This window comes from Microbacterium oxydans, from assembly GCF_900095745.1.
Taxonomy (GTDB): Bacteria; Actinomycetota; Actinomycetes; order Actinomycetales; family Microbacteriaceae; genus Microbacterium; species Microbacterium oxydans_B.
This window is the reverse complement of sequence record NZ_FMIR01000016.1, coordinates 18,673-40,334: the sequence shown is the minus strand read 5'-3', so window position 1 is coordinate 40,334 and position 21,662 is coordinate 18,673. Positions and strand designations below refer to the sequence as shown.

The 21,662-nt window shown below is 69.1% G+C and carries 19 protein-coding genes; 16 read left to right on the top strand and 3 right to left on the bottom strand.

Annotated features, from left to right (window positions below; translation table 11 throughout):
- Nucleotides 1–349: 349 nt before the first annotated feature.
- Entirely contained in the window at nt 350–1,774 is a 1,425-nt protein-coding gene (locus BQ2383_RS10345) for an NAD(P)/FAD-dependent oxidoreductase (protein WP_279627350.1), read from the top strand.
- 128 nt (nt 1,775–1,902) lie between these two features.
- On the opposite strand, the gene BQ2383_RS10340 is transcribed toward BQ2383_RS10345, so the two are convergent.
- On the bottom strand, nt 1,903–2,640 hold the full coding sequence (locus BQ2383_RS10340; protein WP_091033425.1) for a Pr6Pr family membrane protein: 738 nt from the start codon (nt 2,638–2,640) through the stop codon (nt 1,903–1,905).
- 106 nt (nt 2,641–2,746) lie between these two features.
- Between BQ2383_RS10340 and BQ2383_RS10335 the strand changes: the two genes are divergently transcribed.
- Nucleotides 2,747–4,906 (top strand): adenylate/guanylate cyclase domain-containing protein, encoded by a 2,160-nt coding sequence (locus tag BQ2383_RS10335; RefSeq protein WP_140403336.1) that lies wholly within the window; start codon nt 2,747–2,749, stop codon nt 4,904–4,906.
- A gap of 2 nt (nt 4,907–4,908) precedes the next feature.
- The gene (locus BQ2383_RS10330) at nt 4,909–6,333 is read left to right on the top strand and encodes a mechanosensitive ion channel domain-containing protein (RefSeq protein WP_091033420.1); all 1,425 of its coding nucleotides are present in this window, start codon (nt 4,909–4,911) and stop codon (nt 6,331–6,333) included.
- Nucleotides 6,334–6,429: 96 nt separating this feature from the next.
- Here BQ2383_RS10330 and BQ2383_RS10325 read toward each other — a convergent pair whose 3' ends face one another.
- Complete coding sequence (locus BQ2383_RS10325; RefSeq protein WP_091033418.1) at nt 6,430–7,362, bottom strand: DMT family transporter; 933 nt, start codon at nt 7,360–7,362, stop codon at nt 6,430–6,432.
- 187 nt (nt 7,363–7,549) lie between these two features.
- Here BQ2383_RS10325 and BQ2383_RS10320 point away from each other — a divergent pair, with 187 nt between their 5' ends.
- The 11 genes from BQ2383_RS10320 to BQ2383_RS10270 all read left to right on the top strand — a co-directional run bounded on the left by BQ2383_RS10320 (nt 7,550) and on the right by BQ2383_RS10270 (nt 18,574).
- Nucleotides 7,550–8,836 (top strand): adenylosuccinate synthase, encoded by a 1,287-nt coding sequence (locus tag BQ2383_RS10320; RefSeq protein ID WP_091033415.1) that lies wholly within the window; start codon nt 7,550–7,552, stop codon nt 8,834–8,836.
- 11 nt (nt 8,837–8,847) lie between these two features.
- A complete protein-coding gene (locus tag BQ2383_RS10315) occupies nt 8,848–9,957 on the top strand; it encodes a lactonase family protein (protein WP_091033412.1) in 1,110 nt (369 codons plus the stop codon).
- A 69-nt stretch (nt 9,958–10,026) separates the two neighbouring features.
- Complete coding sequence (locus tag BQ2383_RS10310) at nt 10,027–11,418, top strand: MFS transporter (protein ID WP_091033410.1); 1,392 nt, start codon at nt 10,027–10,029, stop codon at nt 11,416–11,418.
- Complete coding sequence (locus BQ2383_RS10305) at nt 11,415–12,461, top strand: alcohol dehydrogenase catalytic domain-containing protein (protein WP_205828766.1); 1,047 nt, start codon at nt 11,415–11,417, stop codon at nt 12,459–12,461. The genes BQ2383_RS10310 and BQ2383_RS10305 overlap by 4 nt, the downstream gene beginning before the upstream one ends.
- A 73-nt stretch (nt 12,462–12,534) precedes the next feature.
- A complete protein-coding gene (locus tag BQ2383_RS10300) occupies nt 12,535–13,116 on the top strand; it encodes a biotin transporter BioY (RefSeq protein ID WP_091033407.1) in 582 nt (193 codons plus the stop codon).
- A gap of 300 nt (nt 13,117–13,416) precedes the next feature.
- Nucleotides 13,417–14,853, top strand: a complete 1,437-nt coding sequence (locus tag BQ2383_RS10295; RefSeq protein WP_091033404.1) for a dihydrolipoyl dehydrogenase family protein — start codon at nt 13,417–13,419, stop codon at nt 14,851–14,853.
- Nucleotides 14,854–14,993: 140 nt separating this feature from the next.
- Nucleotides 14,994–15,296 (top strand): DUF427 domain-containing protein, encoded by a 303-nt coding sequence (locus tag BQ2383_RS10290; RefSeq protein WP_091033401.1) that lies wholly within the window; start codon nt 14,994–14,996, stop codon nt 15,294–15,296.
- Nucleotides 15,297–15,339: 43 nt separating this feature from the next.
- On the top strand, nt 15,340–16,212 hold the full coding sequence (locus BQ2383_RS10285; protein ID WP_091033398.1) for an ABC transporter ATP-binding protein: 873 nt from the start codon (nt 15,340–15,342) through the stop codon (nt 16,210–16,212).
- Entirely contained in the window at nt 16,209–16,889 is a 681-nt protein-coding gene (locus tag BQ2383_RS10280) for an ABC transporter permease (protein ID WP_091033396.1), read from the top strand. Before BQ2383_RS10285 ends, BQ2383_RS10280 begins: the two co-directional genes overlap by 4 nt.
- Nucleotides 16,886–17,611 carry an ABC transporter permease gene (locus BQ2383_RS10275; protein WP_091033441.1) on the top strand — a complete coding sequence of 242 codons (726 nt, stop codon included), beginning with the start codon at nt 16,886–16,888 and terminating at the stop codon, nt 17,609–17,611. The genes BQ2383_RS10280 and BQ2383_RS10275 overlap by 4 nt, the downstream gene beginning before the upstream one ends.
- A 48-nt stretch (nt 17,612–17,659) precedes the next feature.
- On the top strand, nt 17,660–18,574 hold the full coding sequence (locus tag BQ2383_RS10270) for an ABC transporter substrate-binding protein (RefSeq protein WP_091033393.1): 915 nt from the start codon (nt 17,660–17,662) through the stop codon (nt 18,572–18,574).
- A gap of 68 nt (nt 18,575–18,642) precedes the next feature.
- Here the strand turns inward: BQ2383_RS10270 and BQ2383_RS10265 are convergent, their stop codons facing one another.
- On the bottom strand, nt 18,643–19,893 hold the full coding sequence (locus BQ2383_RS10265) for an AI-2E family transporter (protein WP_091033390.1): 1,251 nt from the start codon (nt 19,891–19,893) through the stop codon (nt 18,643–18,645).
- A gap of 62 nt (nt 19,894–19,955) precedes the next feature.
- Between BQ2383_RS10265 and BQ2383_RS10260 the strand changes: the two genes are divergently transcribed.
- Nucleotides 19,956–20,255, top strand: coding sequence for a chorismate mutase (locus BQ2383_RS10260; protein ID WP_091033387.1), 300 nt, complete (start codon nt 19,956–19,958; stop codon nt 20,253–20,255).
- Nucleotides 20,256–20,414: 159 nt separating this feature from the next.
- A complete protein-coding gene (locus tag BQ2383_RS10255; protein ID WP_091033384.1) occupies nt 20,415–21,596 on the top strand; it encodes an ROK family protein in 1,182 nt (393 codons plus the stop codon).
- Nucleotides 21,597–21,662: the final 66 nt, after the last annotated feature.

The following is a 21,662-nucleotide window of genomic DNA, read 5'->3' as shown; positions in this document are numbered from 1 at the left end:
GGGCGGGGGCGGAGGCGCGGCCGGATACGGGGATGCGGCGTTCAGGTCATGCATGCTCTCTCCTCCTGAGGAGCGCGGCGCGTCCCCCCGCGGACCAGCGTAATAGCTGCGCCTGTGGGGCGGGATTCTCCCCGTCGGGCGGAGCTCTCATCGCGAACGCTCCGCCCCACGTCGAGATCTCCGCCCCGGGCGTGCCCCCACCCGCCGGCACCCGCGACCGACACTGATACCGTCGAAGGGCAGCCGCTTTCCGGGCAGGTCGAGCTTTTCGCTCCCACCGGGACAGACCTGTTCCTCGCTCGGATGCGGCCGCTGACCGATACATGACTGAAGAGTATGAGGACGATACGTGACGAGCAGAGAACGAGTAGCGATCATCGGCGCCGGCCCCTCGGGTATGGCGCAGCTGCGGGCCTTCGAGTCCGCGGGCCGCGCGGGGGCGGACATCCCCGAACTGGTCTGCTTCGAGAAGCAGGCCGACTGGGGCGGACAGTGGAACTTCACCTGGCGCACGGGACTCGACGAGTTCGGCGAGCCGGTGCACTCCAGCATGTACCGCAACCTGTGGTCGAACGGCCCGAAGGAGGCGCTGGAGTTCGCGGACTACAGCTTCGACGAGCACTTCGGCCGTCCCATCTCCTCGTATCCGCCGCGTCCGGTGCTGTGGGACTACATCGCCGGCCGCCTGGAGAAGAGCGACGTGCGCGACCTGATCCGCTTCCAGACCGTGGTGCGCTGGATCGAGTTCGACAGCGAGCGCGAGATCTTCACGCTCACCAGCGAGAACCTGCCCACCGGTGTGTCGACCGTGGAGGAGTTCGACCGCGTCATCGTCGCCAGCGGGCACTTCTCCTTCCCGAACATGCCGGACTTCGCCGGTATCGAGACCTTCCCCGGCTACATCAGCCACGCCCATGACTTCCGTGGCGCCGAGGCGTTCGCCGACAAGGACGTGCTCGTGATCGGCGCGAGCTACTCGGCGGAGGACATCGGCAGCCAGGCGTTCAAGATGGGCGCGCGCTCGGTGACGGCGAGCTTCCGCTCGGCGCCGATGGGCTACGACTGGCCCGACGGCATCGAGGAGCGCCCGGTCGTCGAGCGGTTCGAGGGCGACGTCGTGTTCTTCGCCGACGGCACCTCGAAGCGTGTGGATGCCGTGATCATGTGCACCGGGTACCTGCACAAGTACCCGTTCCTCCCCGATGACCTGGCGCTGTCGTCGCCGAACAACGTCTACCCCGACGGTCTCTACCGCGGCGTGGTCTGGCAGGGCAATCCGCGTCTGACCTACCTCGGCGCGCAGGACCAGTGGTTCACGTTCAACATGTTCGACGTGCAGGCCTGGTTCGTGCGCGACCTGATCCTCGGCCGCATCGTGCTGCCGGATGAGGCCGAGCGCGCCGCATCCATCGCCGAGTGGCGCGCGCGATTCGGGCAGATCGACTCGGCGGCTGCGGAGATCCGCTTCCAAGCCGACTACATCCGCGACCTGCTGGAGCTCACCGACTACCCGGAGTTCGACATCGACCGGGTCGTCGAGATCTTCCTCGCGTGGAAGCACGACAAGCAGGACGACATCATGGGCTACCGCGACCGCGTCTACGAGTCGGTCATGACCGGCACGCTCGCGGTCGTGCACCACACGCCGTGGCTCGAAGAGCTCGACGACTCCCTCGAGCGGTACCTCGATGTGGATCCGGATGCCGTCGAGCCGGCGCGCCTCATCGCGGGGCAGCCGCGCGACGACGACCGCGAGGCTCTCGCCACCGTCTGACCGTCCGCTCGCCCCTCCCGTGCATGCGGGGTGTGGGGTGGGATTCTCCCCGTAGGGCGGAGGTTTCGTCCGGAAACCTCCGCCCTACGGCGAGATCTCCGCCTCACGCGCGGCGTCAGAGCGCGACGTCAGAGCGCGAGGTCGGCGGGCGGCACGGTGGCGTCGGCCGTCGAGTCCGACACGGTCGCGCGACGACGGCCGACCCAGACCACGAGGGCGGCGGCGCCGATGATGATCGCGGCGATCAGGAGCACGTAGAGAGAAACCCCGACGAAGCCGCCGCTCAGTCGGGGGTCGAGGAACGGGTACGGGTACCAGTACGTGTTCCCCGTCGCCGGTGCGATCACCAGGTTCGCGCGGATCAGGGTGTAGATCACCCAGACGATCGGGAAGATCGCGGCGATGCCGACGGCGCCCCATCCGAGAGCCCGACGCCGCGGCGCGAAGAGGACGTCGGCAAGCATGATGATCGGGATGACGACGTGGAGCACCTCGTTGGACCAGCCGACGGTGGAACCCTGGGGCAGCTCGATGCCGCGCAGCAGCAGGTTGTAGACGACTCCCGTGACGATCATGTAGGTGCTCGCGCACATCAGCAGGACCGCCAGCCAGCGGGGCTCGGCCGTCGTCGTGCTCCGCTGCGTCAGGGCCCAGATGCCACCGCACGCGAGCGCGACCGCGGCCAGCACGTTCGACTCGATCGTGAAGAAGCTGAAGAAGTTCGCGATGACGGTGGGCAGGTGCGCGCCCCACTCGGTCGTCGCCGCTCCCGCGATCTCGAGGGAGCGGATGAGCTGCGCCACGATCGCGGCGACAGCCAGAACGGCTGCGGCGATGCGCAGGTAGGGCCACCAGGTCGTCGTCATGTTCGCCTCCGGTCGCAACTGTAGTGGCAGGTTTCCATAGACCGCGGGACCGATATATCGATATCGTCGGACCGATCACGCAGGTGCGCGCATGGCGGAGGGGCAGATGAGCGACAGCGGTAACGGCACGGTCGATGCGGGTGTGGTGAAGAAGGGGCGGTTCCGGCGAGCCGGCCTCAGCATCCAGTCGAAACTCCTCATCATGCTGCTGGCGGTGAGCCTCGTGTCATCCGTGATCGTGGGAGCCATCGGCTTCATCAACGGGCGCCAATCCCTGCACGACTCGGCGGTGGATCAGCTCATCACGATCCGCTCGATGCGGGCGGCCGAGGTCACGACGTTCATGGAGAGCGTTCGTCGCGATGCCTCCCTGCACTCGCGGAACCTCAGCGCGCAGAACATGTCGACGGCGGTCAATGCGGGCTTCGCCGATCTCGCCGACGTGGAGCTCGACGAGAGCCGGCGCGAAGCGGTGGAGGCCTATTACCAGGACGTCTTCATCCCCGAGCTCGAGGGGCGTTCCGGCGAAGAGTACGGCGACACCGCATTCATCCCGGAGACCAGTGCCGGACAGTACGTGCAGTCGGAGTACGTCACGGGCAACGAGGACTTCGACGCCGACTACGACGCCCAGCTCGCACTCAACGACAGCGGCGACGGTACCGGCTACTCGGCCGCGACCGGACGGTACGGCGACTACTTCACGCGCCTGGTGCAGGAAGCCGGATACGAGGATGCCCTGCTGCTCAATCTCGACGGCGATGTCACCTACTCCGCTTACAAGGGGGTCGAGCTCGGCACGAACCTCCTGACCGGGCCCTACCGCGATTCCGCTCTGTCGAAGGCGTATGCCGAAGCGATCGCGACGAACTCCGTCAACACCGTCGTCCTCACGGACTTCGATCGGTGGATCCCCTCGCTCAACGTCCCCGCGATGTGGGTCGTCTCTCCGGTCGGCAACGACAACGGAGTGACGGGTGCCATGGCGTTCCAGATCTCGATCGACACGATCAACGACGTGATGACCGGTAGCGAGGACTGGAAGGCACAGGGCCTCGGCGATACCGGCGAGGTCTACCTCGTCGGACGCGACGACCTGATGCGCAGCACCGCTCGGCGGCTCGTCGAAGATCCCGAGGACTACGTCAAGCGCCTCATCAGCGGAGGGATGGCGCCCACGATCGTCGACCGCATCGGCGCCATCAAGGGCACAGTTCTGCTGCAGCCGGTCGACACCAAGGCCGTGCAGGAGGCACAGGCGGGCCGCAGCGGCACGGTCATCGGGCGGGACTTCATCGGCGGTGAGAGTGTCACCGCGTACGCTCCGCTCGAGATCGAAGGTCTCGACTGGGTGGTGATCGCGCGGATCGACACCGCGGAGGCCTTCGAGCCGGTGAACGTCTTCACCCGCAACGTGCTGCTATCGCTGCTCGGGATCATGCTCGGTGTCTCCCTGTTGTCGCTGTTGCTCGCGCAGGTGTTCACCCGACCGATCCACCGGCTCGTCGGCGCCGTGCACAGGGTCGCGGAGGGCGACCTCGACGTGCAGGTGCCGCAGAGCTCGCGCGACGAGTTCGGCGACCTCGGCAACGCCTTCAACGACATGGCCTCGAGTCTGCGCATCAAACAGGAGCTGATCGAGGAGCAGCAGAAGGAGAACGAGAAGCTGCTGCACACGTTGATGCCGGCGAGCGTCGCCACGAAGTACAAGCAGGGTGACGAGGCGATCACCGAGGCGCACGAGAACGTGTCCGTCGTGTTCGCCGAGCTGGTCGGGTTCGATGACCTCACGCGCGACATGAGCGCAGAGGAGGAGATCGGCCTCCTCAACACGCTGATGCGCGGGTTCGACGAGGCAGCCGAGAAGGCGGGCGTCGAGAAGGTGCGCACGCTGCGCGGCGGGTATCTCGCGTCGTCGGGGCTGATCGTGCCCCGGGTCGACAACATCCGCCGCACCGTCGACTTCGCCCGCAACCTGCTCGGGGTGATCGAGCGCTTCAACGCGCAGAACGGCACCCAGATCTCGTTGCGTGCCGGTGTCGACACCGGCACCGTGACCAGCGGTCTCGTCGCGCGCACCAGCCTCGCCTACGACTTGTGGGGTGACGCCGTGAACCTCGCCTACCGGGTGCGCTCGGTCAGCGGCGAACCCGGCATCTACGTGAGCCAGACCGTGCGCGACCGCACCCAGGAGCTGGTCACCTACGTCGAAGCGGGGACGGTGGAGACGCAGGGCAGGACCGAGACCGTGTGGAAGGTGGTCTGATCATGGGCGACGTGTTCACGGGCGGGTGGGGCTGGTGGGTACTCACGCTCGCCGTCGGTGTGCCCGTGCTGCTGGTCGTCCTCACCGAGTTGATCGGCGCGCTGACCCGCCGGGGGAACCCGGTCGCGAAGCCGCTGCGGATGCTGCGCAACTGGGTCATCCCGGTCGGTGCGCTGTTCGCCCTGCTGATCTTCGCGATCCAGTCGCCGGCGGATCAGGTGTGGACGCGCGTGGTGGCGACGGTGTTCGGGTTCCTCGTGATCCTGCTCGTGCTGTCGGCGTTCAACGTGGCCCTGTTCGCCAACGCGAAGCCGGGCTCGTGGCGCGAGCGCATCCCGTCGATCTTCGTGGAGATCGGCCGACTCGTCCTGGTCGGCGTCGGACTCGCGCTGCTGTTCTCGTGGGTGTGGGATGCCGACGTGGGCGGGCTGTTCACCGCGCTCGGCGTCGGGTCGATCGTGATCGGTCTCGCCCTGCAGAACGCGGTCGGCGGTGTGATCTCGGGCCTGCTGCTGCTGTTCGAGCAGCCGTTCAAGATCGGTGACTGGCTGGATGCCGCGGGGGTCCGGGGCCGGGTCGTCGAGGTGAACTGGCGCGCGGTGCACATCGACACGGGCTCGGGCATCCAGATCGTGCCGAACTCCTCGCTCTCGGGGGCGTCGTTCACGAACCTGAGCGAGCCGGAGGGGCCGTACTCGGCCGAGGCCGCCGTGACCTTCTCGACCGACGACCCGCCACATGAGGTGATGGCGCTGCTCGTCGAGGTGGCGGACTCGTTGCCGATGCGGCTGCAGCGGCAGCGGGCGACGGTGGACTACTCGGGAGCCGGCGCGTACTCCGTATCGATCCCCGTCGCGGGGCCGGCCGATGCCTCCCGCGCGCTGTCCATGTACCTCTCCTGGCTCTGGTACGCCGCGCGACGCCGTGGGTTCGCGCTCGACGGCGACTCGACCGATCCGCTCGCCGAGCCGCAGCGCCTGGTCGAGGCGATGCAGGAGATCGCGCCGACCCTGCACCTGCGCGACGACGACATCGAGGCGATCCTCTCGGATGCCCGGCTGGAGCGCTACGGCGTCGGCGAGATCGTGATGCCCAGCGGGGTCGTGCCCGACGAGGTGCGTGTCGTGCTTTCAGGCCGTGCGATGCTCGCCCTCGAGGTCGACGACGGCCGGGTGGAGTTCGCCGCCGCGGAGAAGGGCGATCTCATCGGGCAGACCGCTCTCACCCGCGAGCGCACGCAGGCCGTGACGGTGGCGGGAGAGATCCTGACCGTGGTCGTGCTGCCGCTGACAACGATCGATGCGCTGATCCGCACGCGTCCGCGCCTGGCCGCTGAGATCGGGGAGTCACTCGAGCTCAAGCGGACTCTAGCGGCCTCGCGGCTCGCCGAGCTCGGCATCGCGCGCGGAGTCATCACCGGGCGGTGAGGGGGCGCAGGCCGCGGGTCGCAGAAACGCATCGATGTCGCAGAGTTCCCCGGGTTCCCTGCGACATCCGTGCAGTTCTGCGGCACGAGACCGCGATCAGGTGCGCCGACCCCACCGCAGCCGCGTGATGAGCACGCCGAGCAGGCAGAGCGCGCCGCCCAGGAACATCAGCGGTGTCGGCACCTCGCCGAGGATCGCCCACGACATCAGGATCGCGATGGCCGGGACCACATAGGTGGTCGCCGAGGTCTGCCCCGCGGTGCTGCGCTGCAGCACGTACGCCCAGGTCGTGAAGGCGATCGCGGTCGGGAAGATGCCGAGGTAGACGACCCACAGCGTCGCATCCAGGGGTGCGGTCTGCAGGGCGTCGATGAGCTTCCCGATCCATGGCAGCAGCGCGACGGTGCCGGCGATCGCGCCGAGCCAGGTCAGCGTGGTCGGATCGACGCCCGAGGTGAGCAGGCGCTTCTGCACGAGCGTGCATCCGGCGTACATGACCGCGGCGAGGAGGGCGAGCAGCAGCCCCGTGATGTCTGGTCCCGCGCTGGTGGAGGAGTTCATGCCGATCAGGACGACACCGAGGAACGCGATGGGCGCCCCGATCACGAGCGGCTTCGGGAAGCCCTCGCGCAGGAACAGGCCGCTGAAGACCACGACCATGAGGGGTGCGAGGTTGACGACCATCGCGGCGGTGCCGGCGTCGAGCGTGAGCTCTGCGCTGTTCAGGGCGAGGTTGTAGACGCAGAACCAGCCGACGCCCCACACCGCGATGAGCAGCCAGTGGCGGCGCTCGGGAAGACGGATGCCGTGCCGCAGCGCGATGAGAGTCAGCACGACGGTGCCCACCGCCATCCGCAGCAGTGCGAGAGCACCCGGGTCGTAGTGCGGGCCGGCTCCGCGGATGCCGATGAAGGCGGAGGCCCAGAGCACCACCGTGACCAGCGCGGCGATGAGCACGAGCGGCCCCTGTGCCTTCGGTGCCCCGGCGTCGGTGCGGATCCCGGGGTCGCCGGATGCGGCTGTTGACATCCTTCGATCCTCGCAGGGGCTTCGGACATCGGTCGACCACCCGAAGTGCCAACCGCCGTCGCTTTCCCGCCGGTCTGCAGGGAAGACGTCCGGAAGGGCGTCGGGGAACCCTTCGATAGGATGGGACCGCCCGAAGAGGGCCAGCTCATCAGCCGGTGCGAACCCGGCGAAAGCCAGGGGGATACCCATGCCAGGAATCGTTATCGTCGGCGTGCAGTGGGGCGACGAAGGAAAGGGCAAGGCCACCGATCTTCTCGGTGAGCGCACCGATTGGGTGGTGAAGTTCAACGGCGGCAACAACGCCGGGCACACCGTCGTCGTCGGCGACGAGAAGTACGCCCTGCACCTGCTGCCCTCCGGCATCCTCTCTCCGGGTGTGACGCCCGTGATCGGCAACGGCGTGGTCGTCGACCTCGAGGTGCTGTTCTTCGAGCTCGAGGCGCTCTCCGCTCGTGGCATCGACGTGTCGCGGCTCAAGGTCAGCGCCAACGCGCACATCATCACGCAGTACCACCGCACGCTCGACAAGGTCACCGAGCGCTTCCTCGGCAAGCGCATGATCGGCACGACCGGTCGCGGCATCGGTCCGGCCTACGCCGACAAGATCAACCGCGTCGGCATCCGCGTGCAGGACCTGTTCGACGAGAACATCCTGCGCCAGAAGGTCGAGGGCGCACTCGACCAGAAGAATCACCTGCTGGTGAAGATCTTCAACCGTCGCGCGATCACCGCCGACGAGGTCGTCGAAGACCTGCTCTCCTACGCCGAGCGGCTGCGGCCGATGGTCGCCGACACCGGTTACCTGATCGCCCAGGCGCTCGACCGCGGCGAGGTCGTCGTGTTCGAGGGCGGCCAGGCCACCATGCTCGACATCGACCACGGCACCTACCCGTTCGTCACCTCCTCTTCGGCCACGGCCGGCGGGGCTGCGACCGGCGCAGGAGTCGGCCCCGGCGCGCTCGACCGCATCGTCGGCATCGTCAAGGCGTACACGACCCGCGTGGGCTCCGGCCCGTTCCCGACCGAGCTGTTCGACGAGCAGGGCGAGTGGCTGCGCAAGCAGGGCTTCGAGTTCGGCACCACGACCGGCCGTCCGCGCCGCGTGGGCTGGTACGACGCGCCCATCACCCGCTACGCGACCCGCATCAACGGCATCACCGACCTGGTGCTCACCAAGCTCGACATCCTCACCGGTCTCGAGGAGATCCCGGTGTGCGTGGCCTACGACGTCGACGGTGAGCGGTTCGACGAGGTGCCGGTCAACCAGACCGACTTCCACCACGCGAAGCCGATTCTGGAGTACTTCCCCGGGTGGAGCGAGGACATCTCGGTCGCACGCAGCTTCGAGGACCTGCCGAAGAACGCGCAGGACTACGTGCTCGCGCTCGAGAAGATGAGCAACACCCGCATCTCGGTGATCGGGGTCGGCCCCGAGCGCGACCAGGTCGTCGTCCGCCACGGCCTGCTCGACTGACCCGGCGCTCCATGACGCGATTCTGGCTCGGCGGCTACGGCCCCGGCATGGATGGGCAGGCCGAGGGCATCGGCCTGCTCGCGGGGGATGAGGGCCGTGAGGCCAGCACGCTCGCCTACCGCGGTGCCGTCGTGGCGACGCCCTCGCCGTCGTGGCTGGCGCAGCATCCGTCCCTCGACGTCGTCTACGCGGCGCTCGAAGGCGACGCAGCGGTGCAGGCGTTCGTCCGCACCGGTGAAGGGGTGCTCGCTCCGCTGGGCGCCCCCGCGGCGGTCGGGCAGTACGTGTGTCACGTGGCGGTCGCCCCGAACGGCTCGGCGCTGGTCGCCAGCTGCTACGGCGACGGCCGCGTGGTGCGGTTCGACCTCGATCCGGAGGGGCGCATCCTGCCCGCGAAGCCAGATGCCGCCGCAGCTCTCCGTGCGGCCCTGTTCGGTGACGACGTCGACCCGGATGCTCCGGCCGCGACTCCTCCCGGCGACGGCGTCGCGGCCGTCGACCCGTATGCAGTCGGCGGCGACCGCGTCTCGCGCGCCCACGCCGCCGTGTTCCTTCCCGACGGCCGCATCGCCACGACCGACCTCGGATTCGACCTCGTGCGGTTCTGGCGGCAGAGCGGCACCGGTCTGACCCTCGATCACGAGGTCGTGCTGCCCCTCGGAACCGGACCGCGGCACATGGTCGTGCACCCCAGCGGGCACCTGCACGTGGTGACCGAGTACTCGTGCGAGGTGTTCACGCTCGCTCGCGCGGCGAACGGCACCTGGAGTGTCGTGTCGGTGACCATGGCGAGCCCGATCGCCGAGGTGGGCACGGACTTCCCGGCCGAGCTCGCCCGCACTCGCGACGGACACTTCCTCTACACGGCCCTGCGCGGAAGCAACACGATCGCGGCGCTGCGCGTGCGCGGCGGGGGCGAGGCCCTCGAGTCCGTGGCGCTCGCTGATGCGGGCGTCGACTGGCCGCGCCACCACCTGGTGCACGAGGGCAAGCTGCTCGTCGCCGGCCAGCGCTCCGACACGATCACCCTGCTCGACCTCGACGAGCGCACGGGTGCGCCGCTCGGCATCCGTCATGAGGCGCAGGTCCCGACGCCGACGCACTTCCTGCCCGTGCGCTGAAGCCCCGCAGTCGCACTCGCGAAACCCGCGCTTGACCTCGACCTCACTTGAGGTTCTAGCGTCGTCTCCATGACCACAGAGACCGGGCAGACGCCCGCGCCGGCCGCACCCGCACCGCGCATCCTGAACAGCGAGTACGTCTGGATCACCATCGGTGCGTGCGCGCTCGTGTTCCTCGGGGCGTTCGAGTCGCTCGCCGTGACCACGGTCATGCCGACGGTGAGCGCCGATCTCGGCGGCGAGCGGCTGTATGCGCTCGCATTCGCCGGACCCCTCGCCACCGGGGTCATCGGCATGGTGATCGCGGGGAATTGGGCCGATCGTCGTGGCCCGGTGGCTCCGCTCTACACGGCCGTCGCGATGTTCGTCGTCGGGCTGCTCGTCGCGGGGCTCGCGCCGAGCATGGAGGTCCTCGTGGCGGGCAGGTTCGCGCAGGGGCTCGGCAGCGGAGGGCTCATGGTCGCGCTCTACGTCGTGGTCGCCCGTGTCTACCCGCAGGCGCTGCACCCGGCGATCTTCGCCGGGTTCGCGGCCGCCTGGGTCATCCCCTCGCTCATCGGTCCGACGGTTGCGGGAGCGGTGACCGAGCTCTGGAGCTGGCACTGGGTCTTCCTCGGTGTCGTCATCCTCGTGCTCGTGGCGCTGCTCATGGTCATCCCCGCCCTGCGCGGGCTCGCGAACGACGGCGATGCGTCGACGCCCTGGGCGTTCGGGAGGCTCGGCTGGTCGGTGCTGGCCGCCGTCGCCGTGCTCGCGCTGAACCTGGTCGGCGACATCCCCGGGGTCGGGCCGGTGCTGGCGCTCATGGCCGTGGTGGTTGCCCTCATCGCGGTGCGCCCACTGGTCCCGCGCGGCACCCTTCGCGCCCGGCGAGGGCTGCCCTCGGTCATCCTCGTCCGCGGGGTGGCCGCCGCCGGGTTCTTCGGCGCACAGGTCTACCTGCCCTATCTGCTGACCGATCGCTATGAGCTCTCGCCGACGCTCGCGGGACTCTCTCTCACCGGCGGCGCGCTCGCCTGGTCTCTCGCCGCGACCGTCCAGGGGCGGATGGGTGTGCGGCTCTCGAGCGTCACGGCCGTGCGGCTGGGGACGATCCTCGTACTGGCCGGCATCCTGCTGACGGTTGCGACCGCGGGCTTCCGCTGGGACGCCCTGATGGTCGCGGTCGCCTGGGTCATCGCGGGGATGGGGATGGGGTTGATGAGTCCGCGCACCAGCGCCCTCACGCTCGCGATGTCGACGCCGGAGAATCAGGGCTTCAACAGCGGCGCGATGACCGTCGCCGACTCGTTCGGCAGTGCCATGGCTCTGGCCATCACCGGAACGTTGTTCACCGCGCTCGCTGCCGCGGATCCGTTCCTCGGGGTGTTCGTGCTGGCGGCGGTCGTCGCCTTCGCGGCGGCGGTCCTCGCGCCGCGGATCCGTGTCGGATCCGTCGATGAAGAGGGGGCGGCCGCATGAGCGTGGATGCGGGGATCACCGAAGAGCAGGAGAGGGAGACCATGCGAGCGATCGTGCAGCGTGAGTTCGGAGCATCCGAGGTGCTGAGGATCGAGGAGGTGCCGCTGCCTGTGCCCGCAGAGGGAGAGGTGCGCGTGCGCGTCGCCGCGGCAGGTGTGCACGCCGTCGACCTCGACATCCGGCGTGATGCGGTGCCGCCGTCGATGCCGCGGCCGACGCTGCCCATGACGCCCGGGCGCGAGATCGCGGGCGTCATCGATGCCGTCGGGGCGGGTGTCGATGCGGGTCTCGGGGGAGAGCGCGTCGTCGCCCACGTCGGCTTCCGCAGCGGCGGGTACGCCGAGTTCGCCCTCGCAGCGGCTTCGGCGCTCCATCCGATCCCCGAGGGTGTGACGTTCTCGGAGGCGGTCGCGACCATCGGCACGGGCCGGACGGCCCAGCTCGTCTGGGACGCCGCGCCGATTCGCTCCACCGACATCGTCGTCATCCCCGGAGCATCGGGCGGTCTCGGCAGTCAACTCGTCCAACTCGCGTTGTCCGAAGGCGCCACGGTCGTCGCGCTCCACGGAGGCCCGGCCAAGCGCGACGTGGTCGAGCGCCTCGGTCTCGGGGGGAAGCGCGCGCGGGGCAGGCTCGTGCCGCTCGATGCGAACGACGGCTCGTGGCCGGAGCGGATGATCGAGATCCTCGACGGAGAGCGGCCGTCGGTGCTGCTCGACGGGGTCGGCGGAGCAGTGGGCCGAGCGGGCCTCGAGAGTCTCGGACGCGGTGCACGCGTCGTGATCATCGGATGGTCGAGCGGAGAGGTCCTCCGCCTCGATTCGGACGACATCGTCCGGGGGTCTCTCACCGTCACCGTTCCTCTCGGGCGTGCGCTCTCCGATCTGCGCGCGCTCGAGGCGCGAGCGCTCGCCGCCCTGGCCGCGGGGCGCACCTCTCCGCCCGTCGACGAGTATCGCCTCGAGGATGCAGCGGCCGCACATGACGCCATCGGGCATCGTCGCCAGCAGGGGAAGGTCGTGCTGGTTCCCGCCGCCGGGTGATTTGCGCGGAGCGGGGCGCGTCCGTACTCTGATGAACGGTGTTCAGGTGAACACCGTTCAGGAAGGATGAACGATGACCGAATCCCCTCGTGACACCAGTGCGACCCTCGGCCGGGTGGCCGTGTTCGCCGCCCTCATCATCGTGCTCGGCACGGTCGTCGTGCCGCTGCCGGGCGGGGTGCCGATCACGGGGCAGACGCTCGGTGTCATGCTCGCCGGTCTCGTGCTCGGCCCGCGCGTCGCTCCCTGGTCGATCGCGGTCGTGCTGGCGCTCGCCGCGGTGGGGCTCCCGGTACTGGCCGGAGGCCGCGGTGGCCTCGGTGTCTTCGTCGGACCGACCGTGGGTTACATGATCGGCTGGATCGTCGGCGTCGTCGTGATCGGTCTCCTCCTGCGGACCGGGCGCTTCACCTGGTGGCGGAGCGCACTGTCCGCCCTCGTCGGGGGCGTTCTCGTCGTCTACGCGTTCGGCATCCCGGTGCAGGCGCTCGTGACCGGCGTTCCCCTCGACCTCACCGCGCTGTCGAGCCTGGCCTTCCTCCCCGGAGACCTGATCAAGGTGACCGCGGCCACCCTCGTCGTCGTCGCCCTGCGTCGCGCCTACCCGCGTGCCTTCGCCGACACCCGTCCGGGCCGGGAGCCCGTCCCCGCCTGACTCGCACGCCGCAGCAGCATCCGCTCCCGCCCGGCATCCGCTCCCGCCCGGCATCCGCTCCCGCGCCGGTCCATCCGTCGGACCGATGCACGGATGTCGGACGACACGCCGGGTATCCGTCCGACATCCGTGAATCGGTCCGACAAGTGAACCCGGCGGCGCCCGTCGGGTCCGGCAGCCCGGTCCTCGGACTCGCACGCCACGCCGTCGGGAACAAGTCACCCGTGACTCGGCGTTGCTCTTGAGCGAGACTGGGCGACGGAACCGGACGACGGAACCGGACGACGAGAGGTGCGACGCATGACTGCTGCGGAGAAGACCGACGAGTACGACCTGATCGTCCTGGGCGGAGGTCCTGTCGGCGAGAACGTCGCCGACCGTGTCGTGCAGGGTGGGCTCACCGCGATCATCGTGGAGAGCGAGCTCGTCGGAGGTGAGTGCTCGTACTGGGCGTGCATGCCGTCGAAGGCGCTGCTGCGTTCGGCGCAGGCCCTCCGCGCGGCGCAGCACGTGGCCGGCGCCTCTCAGGCCGTGACCGGCAAGCTCGACGTGCGGGCCGTCTTCGACCGCCGCGACTCGTTCACCAGCAACTGGTCGGATGATGGGCAGGTGAAGTGGCTCGATTCGGCCGGCATCGACCTGGCTCGCGGCCACGGCAGGCTCACGGGCGAGCGCGAGGTGACGGTGACGGATGCCGATGGCACCGAGCGCGTGCTCCGGGCCCGGCACGCGGTCGCGATCAGCACCGGATCGGATGCCGTCATCCCGCCCATCGACGGGCTCCGCGAGGCCTCCCCGTGGACGAGCCGCGAGGCGACCAGCGCCGAGGAGCTGCCGGAGAGCCTGGCCGTGATCGGCGGAGGCGTGGTGGCCGTCGAGATGGCGACCGCGTACGCCGCGCTCGGCTCGACCGTGACCGTGATCGCCCGCAGCGGACTTCTCGGCGGGATGGAGCCATTCGCCGGCGAGCGGGTGGCCGCGGGGCTGAAGGAACTCGGCGTCGACGTGCGCACCGGAACCGGGACCACGTCGGTCCGCCGTGGTGACACGGGCGTCACCATCACCCTCGACGGGGGCGAGGAGATCACCGCCACCGAGGTGCTCGCCGCGACCGGTCGCTCAGCGCGAAGCGGAGACATCGGGCTCGACGTCGTCGGCCTCGAACCGGGTCGCTGGATCGCGACGGACGACACCCTGCGCGTTCCCGGCTCCGACTGGCTGTACGCGGTCGGCGACGTGAACGGACGCGTGCTGCTCACGCACCAGGGCAAGTATCAGGCGCGCGCCGCCGGTGACGTGATCGTCGCCCGCGCGAAGGGTGCGGACGTCGACGATGCACCGTGGGGCCGCCACGTCGCCACCGCGGATCAGGCCGCCGTCCCGCAGGTCACGTTCTCGATCCCCGAGGTCGCCTCGGTCGGACTCACCGAGGCCGCTGCGCGCGAGGCCGGGAAAGAGGTGAAGGTCGTCGACTACGACCTGGGCTGGGTCGCCGGCGCGAGCCTCTACGAAGACGGCTTCGAGGGCCAGGCGCGCCTCGTGATCGACACCGAGCGCGACGTCGTGCTGGGCGCGACGTTCGTCGGTCCCGAGGTGGCGGAGCTCGTGCATGCGGCGACCGTGGCCATCGTGGGCGAGGTGCCGATCGCCCGCCTCTGGCACGCGGTGCCGTCGTACCCGACCGTCAGCGAGATCTGGCTGCGCCTGCTGGAGGAGTACGGACGCGATTCCGCCTGATCCGCACGGCGGCAATCCGTTCGGGGAAGCACACCGAACAGCATCCGGATTGTTTCTCACATTGACGGCCCGTGCGCAACCGCCGGGCCGATGTCGCCACCGTCTTATACGCTCGAACCCACATCCGAGGAGGCAGGACCATGAAGGCTGTACTCGCAGGAACCGTCATCGCCGAGGCCGACGAGAGCGAACTCGTCCGCATCGAGGGGAACTGGTACTTCCCACCCGCATCCGTCGCTTCCGGCGCGCTCGTCGAGAGCCCCACGGCGTACACCTGTCCGTGGAAGGGCGCCGCGCAGTACTTCTCGGTGCAGACCGAGGGTGAGCTCCACACCGACTACGCCTGGTCGTATCCGAACCCCTACCCCTCGGCGTTCGACCGCGTGGGCAAGGACTTCTCGGGATACGTGGCCTTCGACCCCCGCGTCGAGGTCGGCCCGTAGCCCCGCCCGCCCTCGCATCGATCGACCTACTGGAGACCAGCCCATGATCGAGTTCCGCAACGTCACGAAGCGGTTCCCCGACGGCACCCTCGCCGTCGACGACTTCAGCCTGGTGCTGCCCTCGCGCAAGACCACCGTGTTCGTCGGCTCGTCCGGCTGCGGCAAGACCACGCTGCTGCGCATGATCAACCGCATGGTCGAGCCCACCTCCGGCGATGTCGAGATCGACGGCGAGAGCGTGCTCGGCGGCGACCCGGTGGCCCTGCGCCGACGCATCGGCTACGTCATGCAGAACTCCGGGCTCATGCCGCACTTCACGGTCATCGACAACGTGGCCACCGTCCTGCGGCTCACCGGGGTGAAGAGGGCCGCTGCCCACCAGCGGGCGCGCGAGCTGCTCGACACGGTCGGGCTCGACCAGGCGCTGGCCGAGCGCTACCCGAGCCAGCTCTCGGGCGGTCAGCAGCAGCGCGTCGGCGTGGCCCGCGGGCTCGCCGCCGACCCGAACATCCTGCTCATGGACGAGCCCTTCGGTGCGGTCGACCCCATCGTGCGGGCCGACCTGCAGCAGGAGACCCTGCGGCTGCAGCGCGAACTCGACAAGACGGTCGTGTTCGTCACGCACGACATCGACGAGGCCTTCCTGCTCGGCGACCAGGTCGTCATCCTCGACAAGGGCGCGCGCATCGTGCAGGTGGGCAGCCCGAGCGAGATCATCGAGAACCCGGTAGACGACTTCGTGGCGGCCTTCATCGGCGCCGACCGCGGCAAGCGGGCGCTGCATCTCAAGCAGACGCCCCGCGGCACCGTGGTGGTCGATGCCGACGGCCGCACGCAGGGCTCGATCATCGACGTTCCGGATGCCGTGACCGACGCGCTGCTGAGCGAGGAGAGCGCGACGAAGGGCGCCCCGTGAACTGGGTCGTCGACAATCTCGGCCTCATCCTCGAGCTCGCCGTGATCCACCTGCAGCAGAGCGTGATCGCGATCGTGCTCGGATTCGTCCTGTCGCTGCCGTTGGGCTGGCTCGCCTGGCGCTACCAGCTGGTGAAGGGACCGGTGATCGTCCTGACCGGGCTGTTGTACACGATCCCGTCGCTCGCGCTGCTGATCCTCCTTCCGTCCGTCGCGGGGTACTCCGCCAGGAGTCCGGTGAACCTGGTGATCGGACTCACGATCTACGCCATCGCGATCCTGGTGCGCGCCGTCTCGGACGGCCTGGACTCGGTCGACCCCGCGATTCGGCAGTCGGCCACCGCGATGGGCTACGGCGGATTCCGTCGGTTCTGGACGGTCGACTTCCCGCTGGCGGGTCCCGTCGTGCTCGCCGGTCTGCGAGTGGCGGCGGTCAGCACCATCTCCCTCGCCACGGTCGGCATCCTGGTCGGGGTGCAGAACCTCGGCTACCTGTTCACCGACGGTCTGCAGCGCCGTATCCTCCCCGAGGTGTTCTCCGGCGTCGTGGCGGTCGTGGTGATCGCGCTCGTCATCGACCTGCTGCTCCTGCTGCTCGGCCGCGCGCTGATGCCGTGGACGCGCGCGGCGAAGACACCGTCCTCCCGGCAGCCGCTCACCCTGAGGACCGCCGCATGAACGTCTTCGCGGATGCGTTCGCCTGGCTCTTCTCCCCCGACCGGTGGGAGGGCCCGTATGCGCTGCCGATCCTGTTCGGTCAGCACATGTACTTCACGCTGATCTCGGTGCTGATCGCCGCCGTCATCGCGCTGCCGCTCGGCTGGCTCATCGGACACACGGGCCGGGGCCGCGAGGTCGCCGTCGCCGTCTCGGGCGCCGCCCGCGCGATTCCCTCGTTCGGTCTCATGGTGCTGTTGGTGCTGCTGCTCGGTGTGCTCCGCGTTCCCGAAGCCGCCATCATCACCTTCGTGCTCCTCGCCATCCCCTCCCTCCTCGCGGGCGCGTATACGGGCCTCGAGGCCATCGACCGTCGGGTGCTCGACTCCGCGAGGGCGATGGGCATGACCGAATGGCAGGTGTTCTGGAAGGTCGAGGTTCCGCTCGGCCTGCCCCTGCTGGTCGGTGGCATTCGAGCGGCGCTCCTCCAGGTGATCGCCACGGTCACGATCGCCGCCTACATCAACCTCGGCGGCCTCGGCCAACCGATCATCCAGGGCATCCCGCTGCGCAAGTTCGACCAGGTGCTCGCGGGAGCGATCCTCGTGGCCGTGCTCGCCCTGGTCATCGACCTGCTCCTCGCCATCGTCCAGCGCGCCGCGGTCCCGGCCGGCGTGCGCGCCACGCCGGGGAAGCGTCGATCGCGCGCAGCCCTGAAGGCCGCGGCCCCTGCCGCCGCCTGACACCGACCCACAGCATCCATCCGTTTGTCCCAGAGAAGAGGAAGTCCCATGTTCACAGCACGCAAGTCACGACTCGCCCTCGCCGGTGGCGTATCGCTCGTCGCGGCGCTCGTCCTCGCCGGCTGCACCAGCAGCAACCCGCTCGACGCGCCCACCGACGACGCGGGCTCGGGTGACAAGACCATCGTCATCGGCTCGCAGGCGTACTACTCCAACGAGATCATCGCCGAGATCTACTCGCAGGCGCTCGAGGCCGCAGGCTTCGACGTCGACGAGCAGTTCAGCATCGGCCAGCGCGACGCGTACATGCCCGATGTCGAGTCCGGGGCGATCGACGTCTTCCCGGAGTACACCGGCAGCCTGCTGGAGTACATCTCGGACGACGAGGTCGACGTCACCGCGCCGGACGAGGTCTACGAGGCGCTGAAGGAGGCCCTGCCCGAAGGCCTGACCGCCCTCGACTTCGCCGAGGCCTCCGATCAGGACACCTACACGGTGCTGAAGAGCTTCGCGGAGGAGAACGGTGTCACCTCCATCGGTGACCTCGCCAAGGTCACGTCGGAGGTGACGATCGGCGCGGCTCCCGAGTTCGAGGAGCGTCCGTACGGCCCCGCAGCGGCGAAGGAGACCTACGGAGTCGACCTGAAGTTCTCGGCGACCGGCCCGACCACTCTCGAGTCGCTGCTCGCCGGCAAGATCCAGGTCGCCGACATCTACACCGCCGACCCGGCATTCCAGACCGAAGACATCGTCGCCCTGGAAGACCCGGAGAACCTGATCATCTCGTCGAACGTGGTGCCGATCGTCTCGAGCGACGTCGCCGACGAGGTCTCCGACGTGCTCAACGCGATCAGTGCCAAGCTGACTGCCGAAGAGCTCGTCGCCCTGAACGTGCAGAGCACGGTCGACCAGAAGTCGGCATCCGACATCGCCAAGCAGTGGCTGGCGGACAACGACCTCTGAGTCGTCACCTCGACAGAAGCGCCCGGCCCCTCAGGGGGCCGGGCGCTTCGTCGTCTCGGGAGTGTGGGTCAGACCCGGGCGTCCTGCTTCGGCACCAGGACCTGTTTGATGATGATGAGGATGGATGCCGTGACCGGCACGGCCACGAGCGCGCCGAGCAGTCCCAGCAGGGTGCCGCCCGCGAGGGCGCCGATCACGACGAGCGAGCCCGGGACGGAGACGGCCCGGTTCATCACGCGCGGGGTGATCACGTAGGCCTCGATCTGCATGTAGACGAGATAGATCGCGGCGAAGACGAGTGCGGCGATCGGGTTGCTGAAGAGGGCCAGGCAGGTGCCGAGGATCCAGAACAGCACCGAGCCCACCAGCGGGATGAGGGTGACGCAGAACGCGATCGCGGCCATCAGCGGGGGGAACGGCAGCCCGAGGAAGAAGTAGAGCAGGAACGCCAGCGTCGCGTTGCAGAACGCGAGCACCACCATGCCCATCACGTATCCGCCCACCGAGTCGGTGATCTGGTCGGTGATGTCTCCGGCGCGAGCACGATCGCGGGCCGGGGCGAGACGCAGCAGCCCCTGCTTCATCGCGGGGAGCGACGCGAGGAAGTACAGCGTCAGCACCAGGACGATGATGGCGCCGGAGATGCCGGTGGCGATCGAGGCGCCGACCGCGAGTGCCCCGCCGCCGATCGTCGCCAGGTTGCCGAAGTCGGAGAGGAAGGCCTGCACCTCGGCGACGAGGTCCTGGAACTGATCGCCGAACTGGGCTTCGAGGGTCGCGTAGAGGTCGCTGCGGGTGAACTCCCGGATCATGTCGGGCACGGAGCGGACGAAGCTCGAGATCTGATCGATCACGACCGGGAGGATCATCCACAGCACGAGGGCCACCACGACGATGAGGCTGAGGATCACGACGACGACCGACAGCACCCGCGAGACGCCCCGACGCTCCAGGAATCGCACGGCAGGGTCGAGGCCGAGCGCGCCGAACAGCGCCAGGGCGATGTAGATGAGCACGGTCGACAGGCTCGTGAGGGCGAGGCCGATCACGATGGCCCCGAGACCGCCGAGGGTCACCAGGAAGCCGAACACGAAGGGGCGATCGATCCGCGTCCAGAAGGAGCGGCTCGGGGTCATCGGCTCGATCACGACCGCACGGGTAGGGGCGGCCTCGGCGGAGGGGACTTCGGATGCCGGTGCGGGCCGGCGGCGGACGGGCGCGGAAGCCGTGGTGTCGTCCTTGACCGCGTCATCGTCGACAGCGGCACTCGGCACGGCACCGTCGAGGGGCGCGGAGGCAGGCGACTCTTCGTTGCTCATGTGCTCACGATAGCGGTGCGGCAGGTCGAAATCCGGGTGTTCCGCGGCTCTAGAGTAGGGGCATGACCGCCGCCGAGGACCCGAAGGCCGAACTGCTCCGACTTCGCGCCACCATCGACAACATCGACGCCGCACTGATCTTCATGCTGGCCGAGCGCTTCCGCGCGACCCAGCAGGTCGGGCATCTGAAGGCCGATCACGAGATGCCGGCGTCCGACCCGAATCGGGAGGAGCAGCAAGTGGCACGGCTGCGGGCTCTGGCCGAGGAGGCCCATCTCGATCCGGAGTTCGCGCAGAAGTGGTTCAACTTCGTGGTGGCCGAGGTGATCCGCCACCACACCGAAGCGGCCGAGAGCCGCTGAAGGAGGTGCCGGACGGGCGACGGTGTGTGCAGCACTCGCCCGTCCGGAGCTTGAGGTTCATTGACCAACTAAGTTCAATGAATAAACTTAGGGAGAGACTACGGATCGCGCCACGATCTGTCAACAGCTCGCGACCGACGAGCTCGGAAACGGGAACACATGCTCAACGCGGATGACAGCCTCGACACCCAGGCGTCGGTGCGGCGTGCGAACCTGCGCCGGGCGCTGCAGCTCGTCTTCCGGAATCCGGGCACCCAGACGCGGGCAGGCATCGCGAGGTCGACCGGGCTGACCGCGGCCACCGCGTCGTCCCTGGTCGCCGAGCTCATCGAGGATCGGCTGATCGTCGAGGGGGAGCAGGCCGCGAGCACCGGCGGCAAACGCGCGACCACCCTCAGCGTCGATGCGAGTCACCACCTGATCCTTGTCCTGGTGATCCAGCCGCTCCACGCGCACATCGCCCTCGTCGCGCTCGACGGCACCGAGCTCGAGACACGGCGGGTGACGTACAGCGTGGAGGAGCGCGATCGGTCGCTCGACGAGGCGCTGACCGCTGTCGCCGGCGAGTTCGGAGCGAGACTCCTCGCCGCGGGAGTGCAGTTGCCGGGCACGACCGACGGCCGCTCGGTGCTGGAGAGCGTGCAGTTGAAGTGGGAGGGAGTGCCCCTCGCCGAGCGGTTCGAGCGCATCCTCGACGCACCCGTGCTGCTCATCAACGACGTCGACGCCGAGGCGATCGCCGAAGCGGGGATGGAGGAGTCACCCTCCGGGTACCGGCTCTTCATCCACCTCGGCGGCGGCGTAGGTGCGGCGGTGACGCTCGACGGCGAGCTCGCGCCCGGCCCTCGGGACCGCGCGGGAGAGATCGGCCACGTGCAGGTGGTGTTCGGCGAGGCGGCCCGCCTCTGCCGCTGCGGTCAACGCGGCTGCCTGGAGTCCGCGGCTGCTCTGGGCGCGATGCTCGGGGACGACTTCTCCGACGCCATGGACGCTCCCGAGATCCGGGCGCTCGCCGCGGAGGCCGACGAGGAGCACCTCGACGAGGGCGCCCGTGCGCTCGCCAGGGCGGTCAAGCTCATCGGCGCGCTTCTCGACCCGACCGAGGTCGTGATCGGCGGGCCGGCGACCGAGCTCGGACCGCGCTTCCTCGATCGGGTGCGCCGCGAGACCGAGTATCCCGCCCGCGGGACGACGCAGGTGCCGGTCCGCTACGCCGACCCCCGGGTATCGCTCGCCGCCGGTGCCGCGCAGGCCGCCCTGACCTCGGCCCTCGGCGTGCGCTGGAATCCGCTGCAGCTGCGCGCAGCATCCACCTCTGCAGCATCCACTCCCCGCCCCTGACCGTCAGCACACAGCCTGAAGGGGTTCTCCCGTTCTGAAGGACCGATTCGAGCATCCGGTCCTTCA

Coding starts and splice junctions, on each gene's coding strand:
- BQ2383_RS10305 (WP_205828766.1), top strand. CDS start 11,415: ATGAGCGTGGATGCGGGGATCACCGAAGAGCAGGAGAGGGAGACCATG.
- BQ2383_RS10315 (WP_091033412.1), top strand. CDS start 8,848: ATGACGCGATTCTGGCTCGGCGGCTACGGCCCCGGCATGGATGGGCAG.
- BQ2383_RS10265 (WP_091033390.1), bottom strand. CDS start 19,893: ATGAGCAACGAAGAGTCGCCTGCCTCCGCGCCCCTCGACGGTGCCGTG.
- BQ2383_RS10335 (WP_140403336.1), top strand. CDS start 2,747: ATGAGCGACAGCGGTAACGGCACGGTCGATGCGGGTGTGGTGAAGAAG.
- BQ2383_RS10310 (WP_091033410.1), top strand. CDS start 10,027: ATGACCACAGAGACCGGGCAGACGCCCGCGCCGGCCGCACCCGCACCG.
- BQ2383_RS10260 (WP_091033387.1), top strand. CDS start 19,956: ATGACCGCCGCCGAGGACCCGAAGGCCGAACTGCTCCGACTTCGCGCC.
- BQ2383_RS10255 (WP_091033384.1), top strand. CDS start 20,415: ATGCTCAACGCGGATGACAGCCTCGACACCCAGGCGTCGGTGCGGCGT.
- BQ2383_RS10275 (WP_091033441.1), top strand. CDS start 16,886: ATGAACGTCTTCGCGGATGCGTTCGCCTGGCTCTTCTCCCCCGACCGG.
- BQ2383_RS10295 (WP_091033404.1), top strand. CDS start 13,417: ATGACTGCTGCGGAGAAGACCGACGAGTACGACCTGATCGTCCTGGGC.
- BQ2383_RS10270 (WP_091033393.1), top strand. CDS start 17,660: ATGTTCACAGCACGCAAGTCACGACTCGCCCTCGCCGGTGGCGTATCG.
- BQ2383_RS10300 (WP_091033407.1), top strand. CDS start 12,535: ATGACCGAATCCCCTCGTGACACCAGTGCGACCCTCGGCCGGGTGGCC.
- BQ2383_RS10290 (WP_091033401.1), top strand. CDS start 14,994: ATGAAGGCTGTACTCGCAGGAACCGTCATCGCCGAGGCCGACGAGAGC.
- BQ2383_RS10325 (WP_091033418.1), bottom strand. CDS start 7,362: ATGTCAACAGCCGCATCCGGCGACCCCGGGATCCGCACCGACGCCGGG.
- BQ2383_RS10340 (WP_091033425.1), bottom strand. CDS start 2,640: ATGACGACGACCTGGTGGCCCTACCTGCGCATCGCCGCAGCCGTTCTG.
- BQ2383_RS10285 (WP_091033398.1), top strand. CDS start 15,340: ATGATCGAGTTCCGCAACGTCACGAAGCGGTTCCCCGACGGCACCCTC.
- BQ2383_RS10330 (WP_091033420.1), top strand. CDS start 4,909: ATGGGCGACGTGTTCACGGGCGGGTGGGGCTGGTGGGTACTCACGCTC.
- BQ2383_RS10320 (WP_091033415.1), top strand. CDS start 7,550: ATGCCAGGAATCGTTATCGTCGGCGTGCAGTGGGGCGACGAAGGAAAG.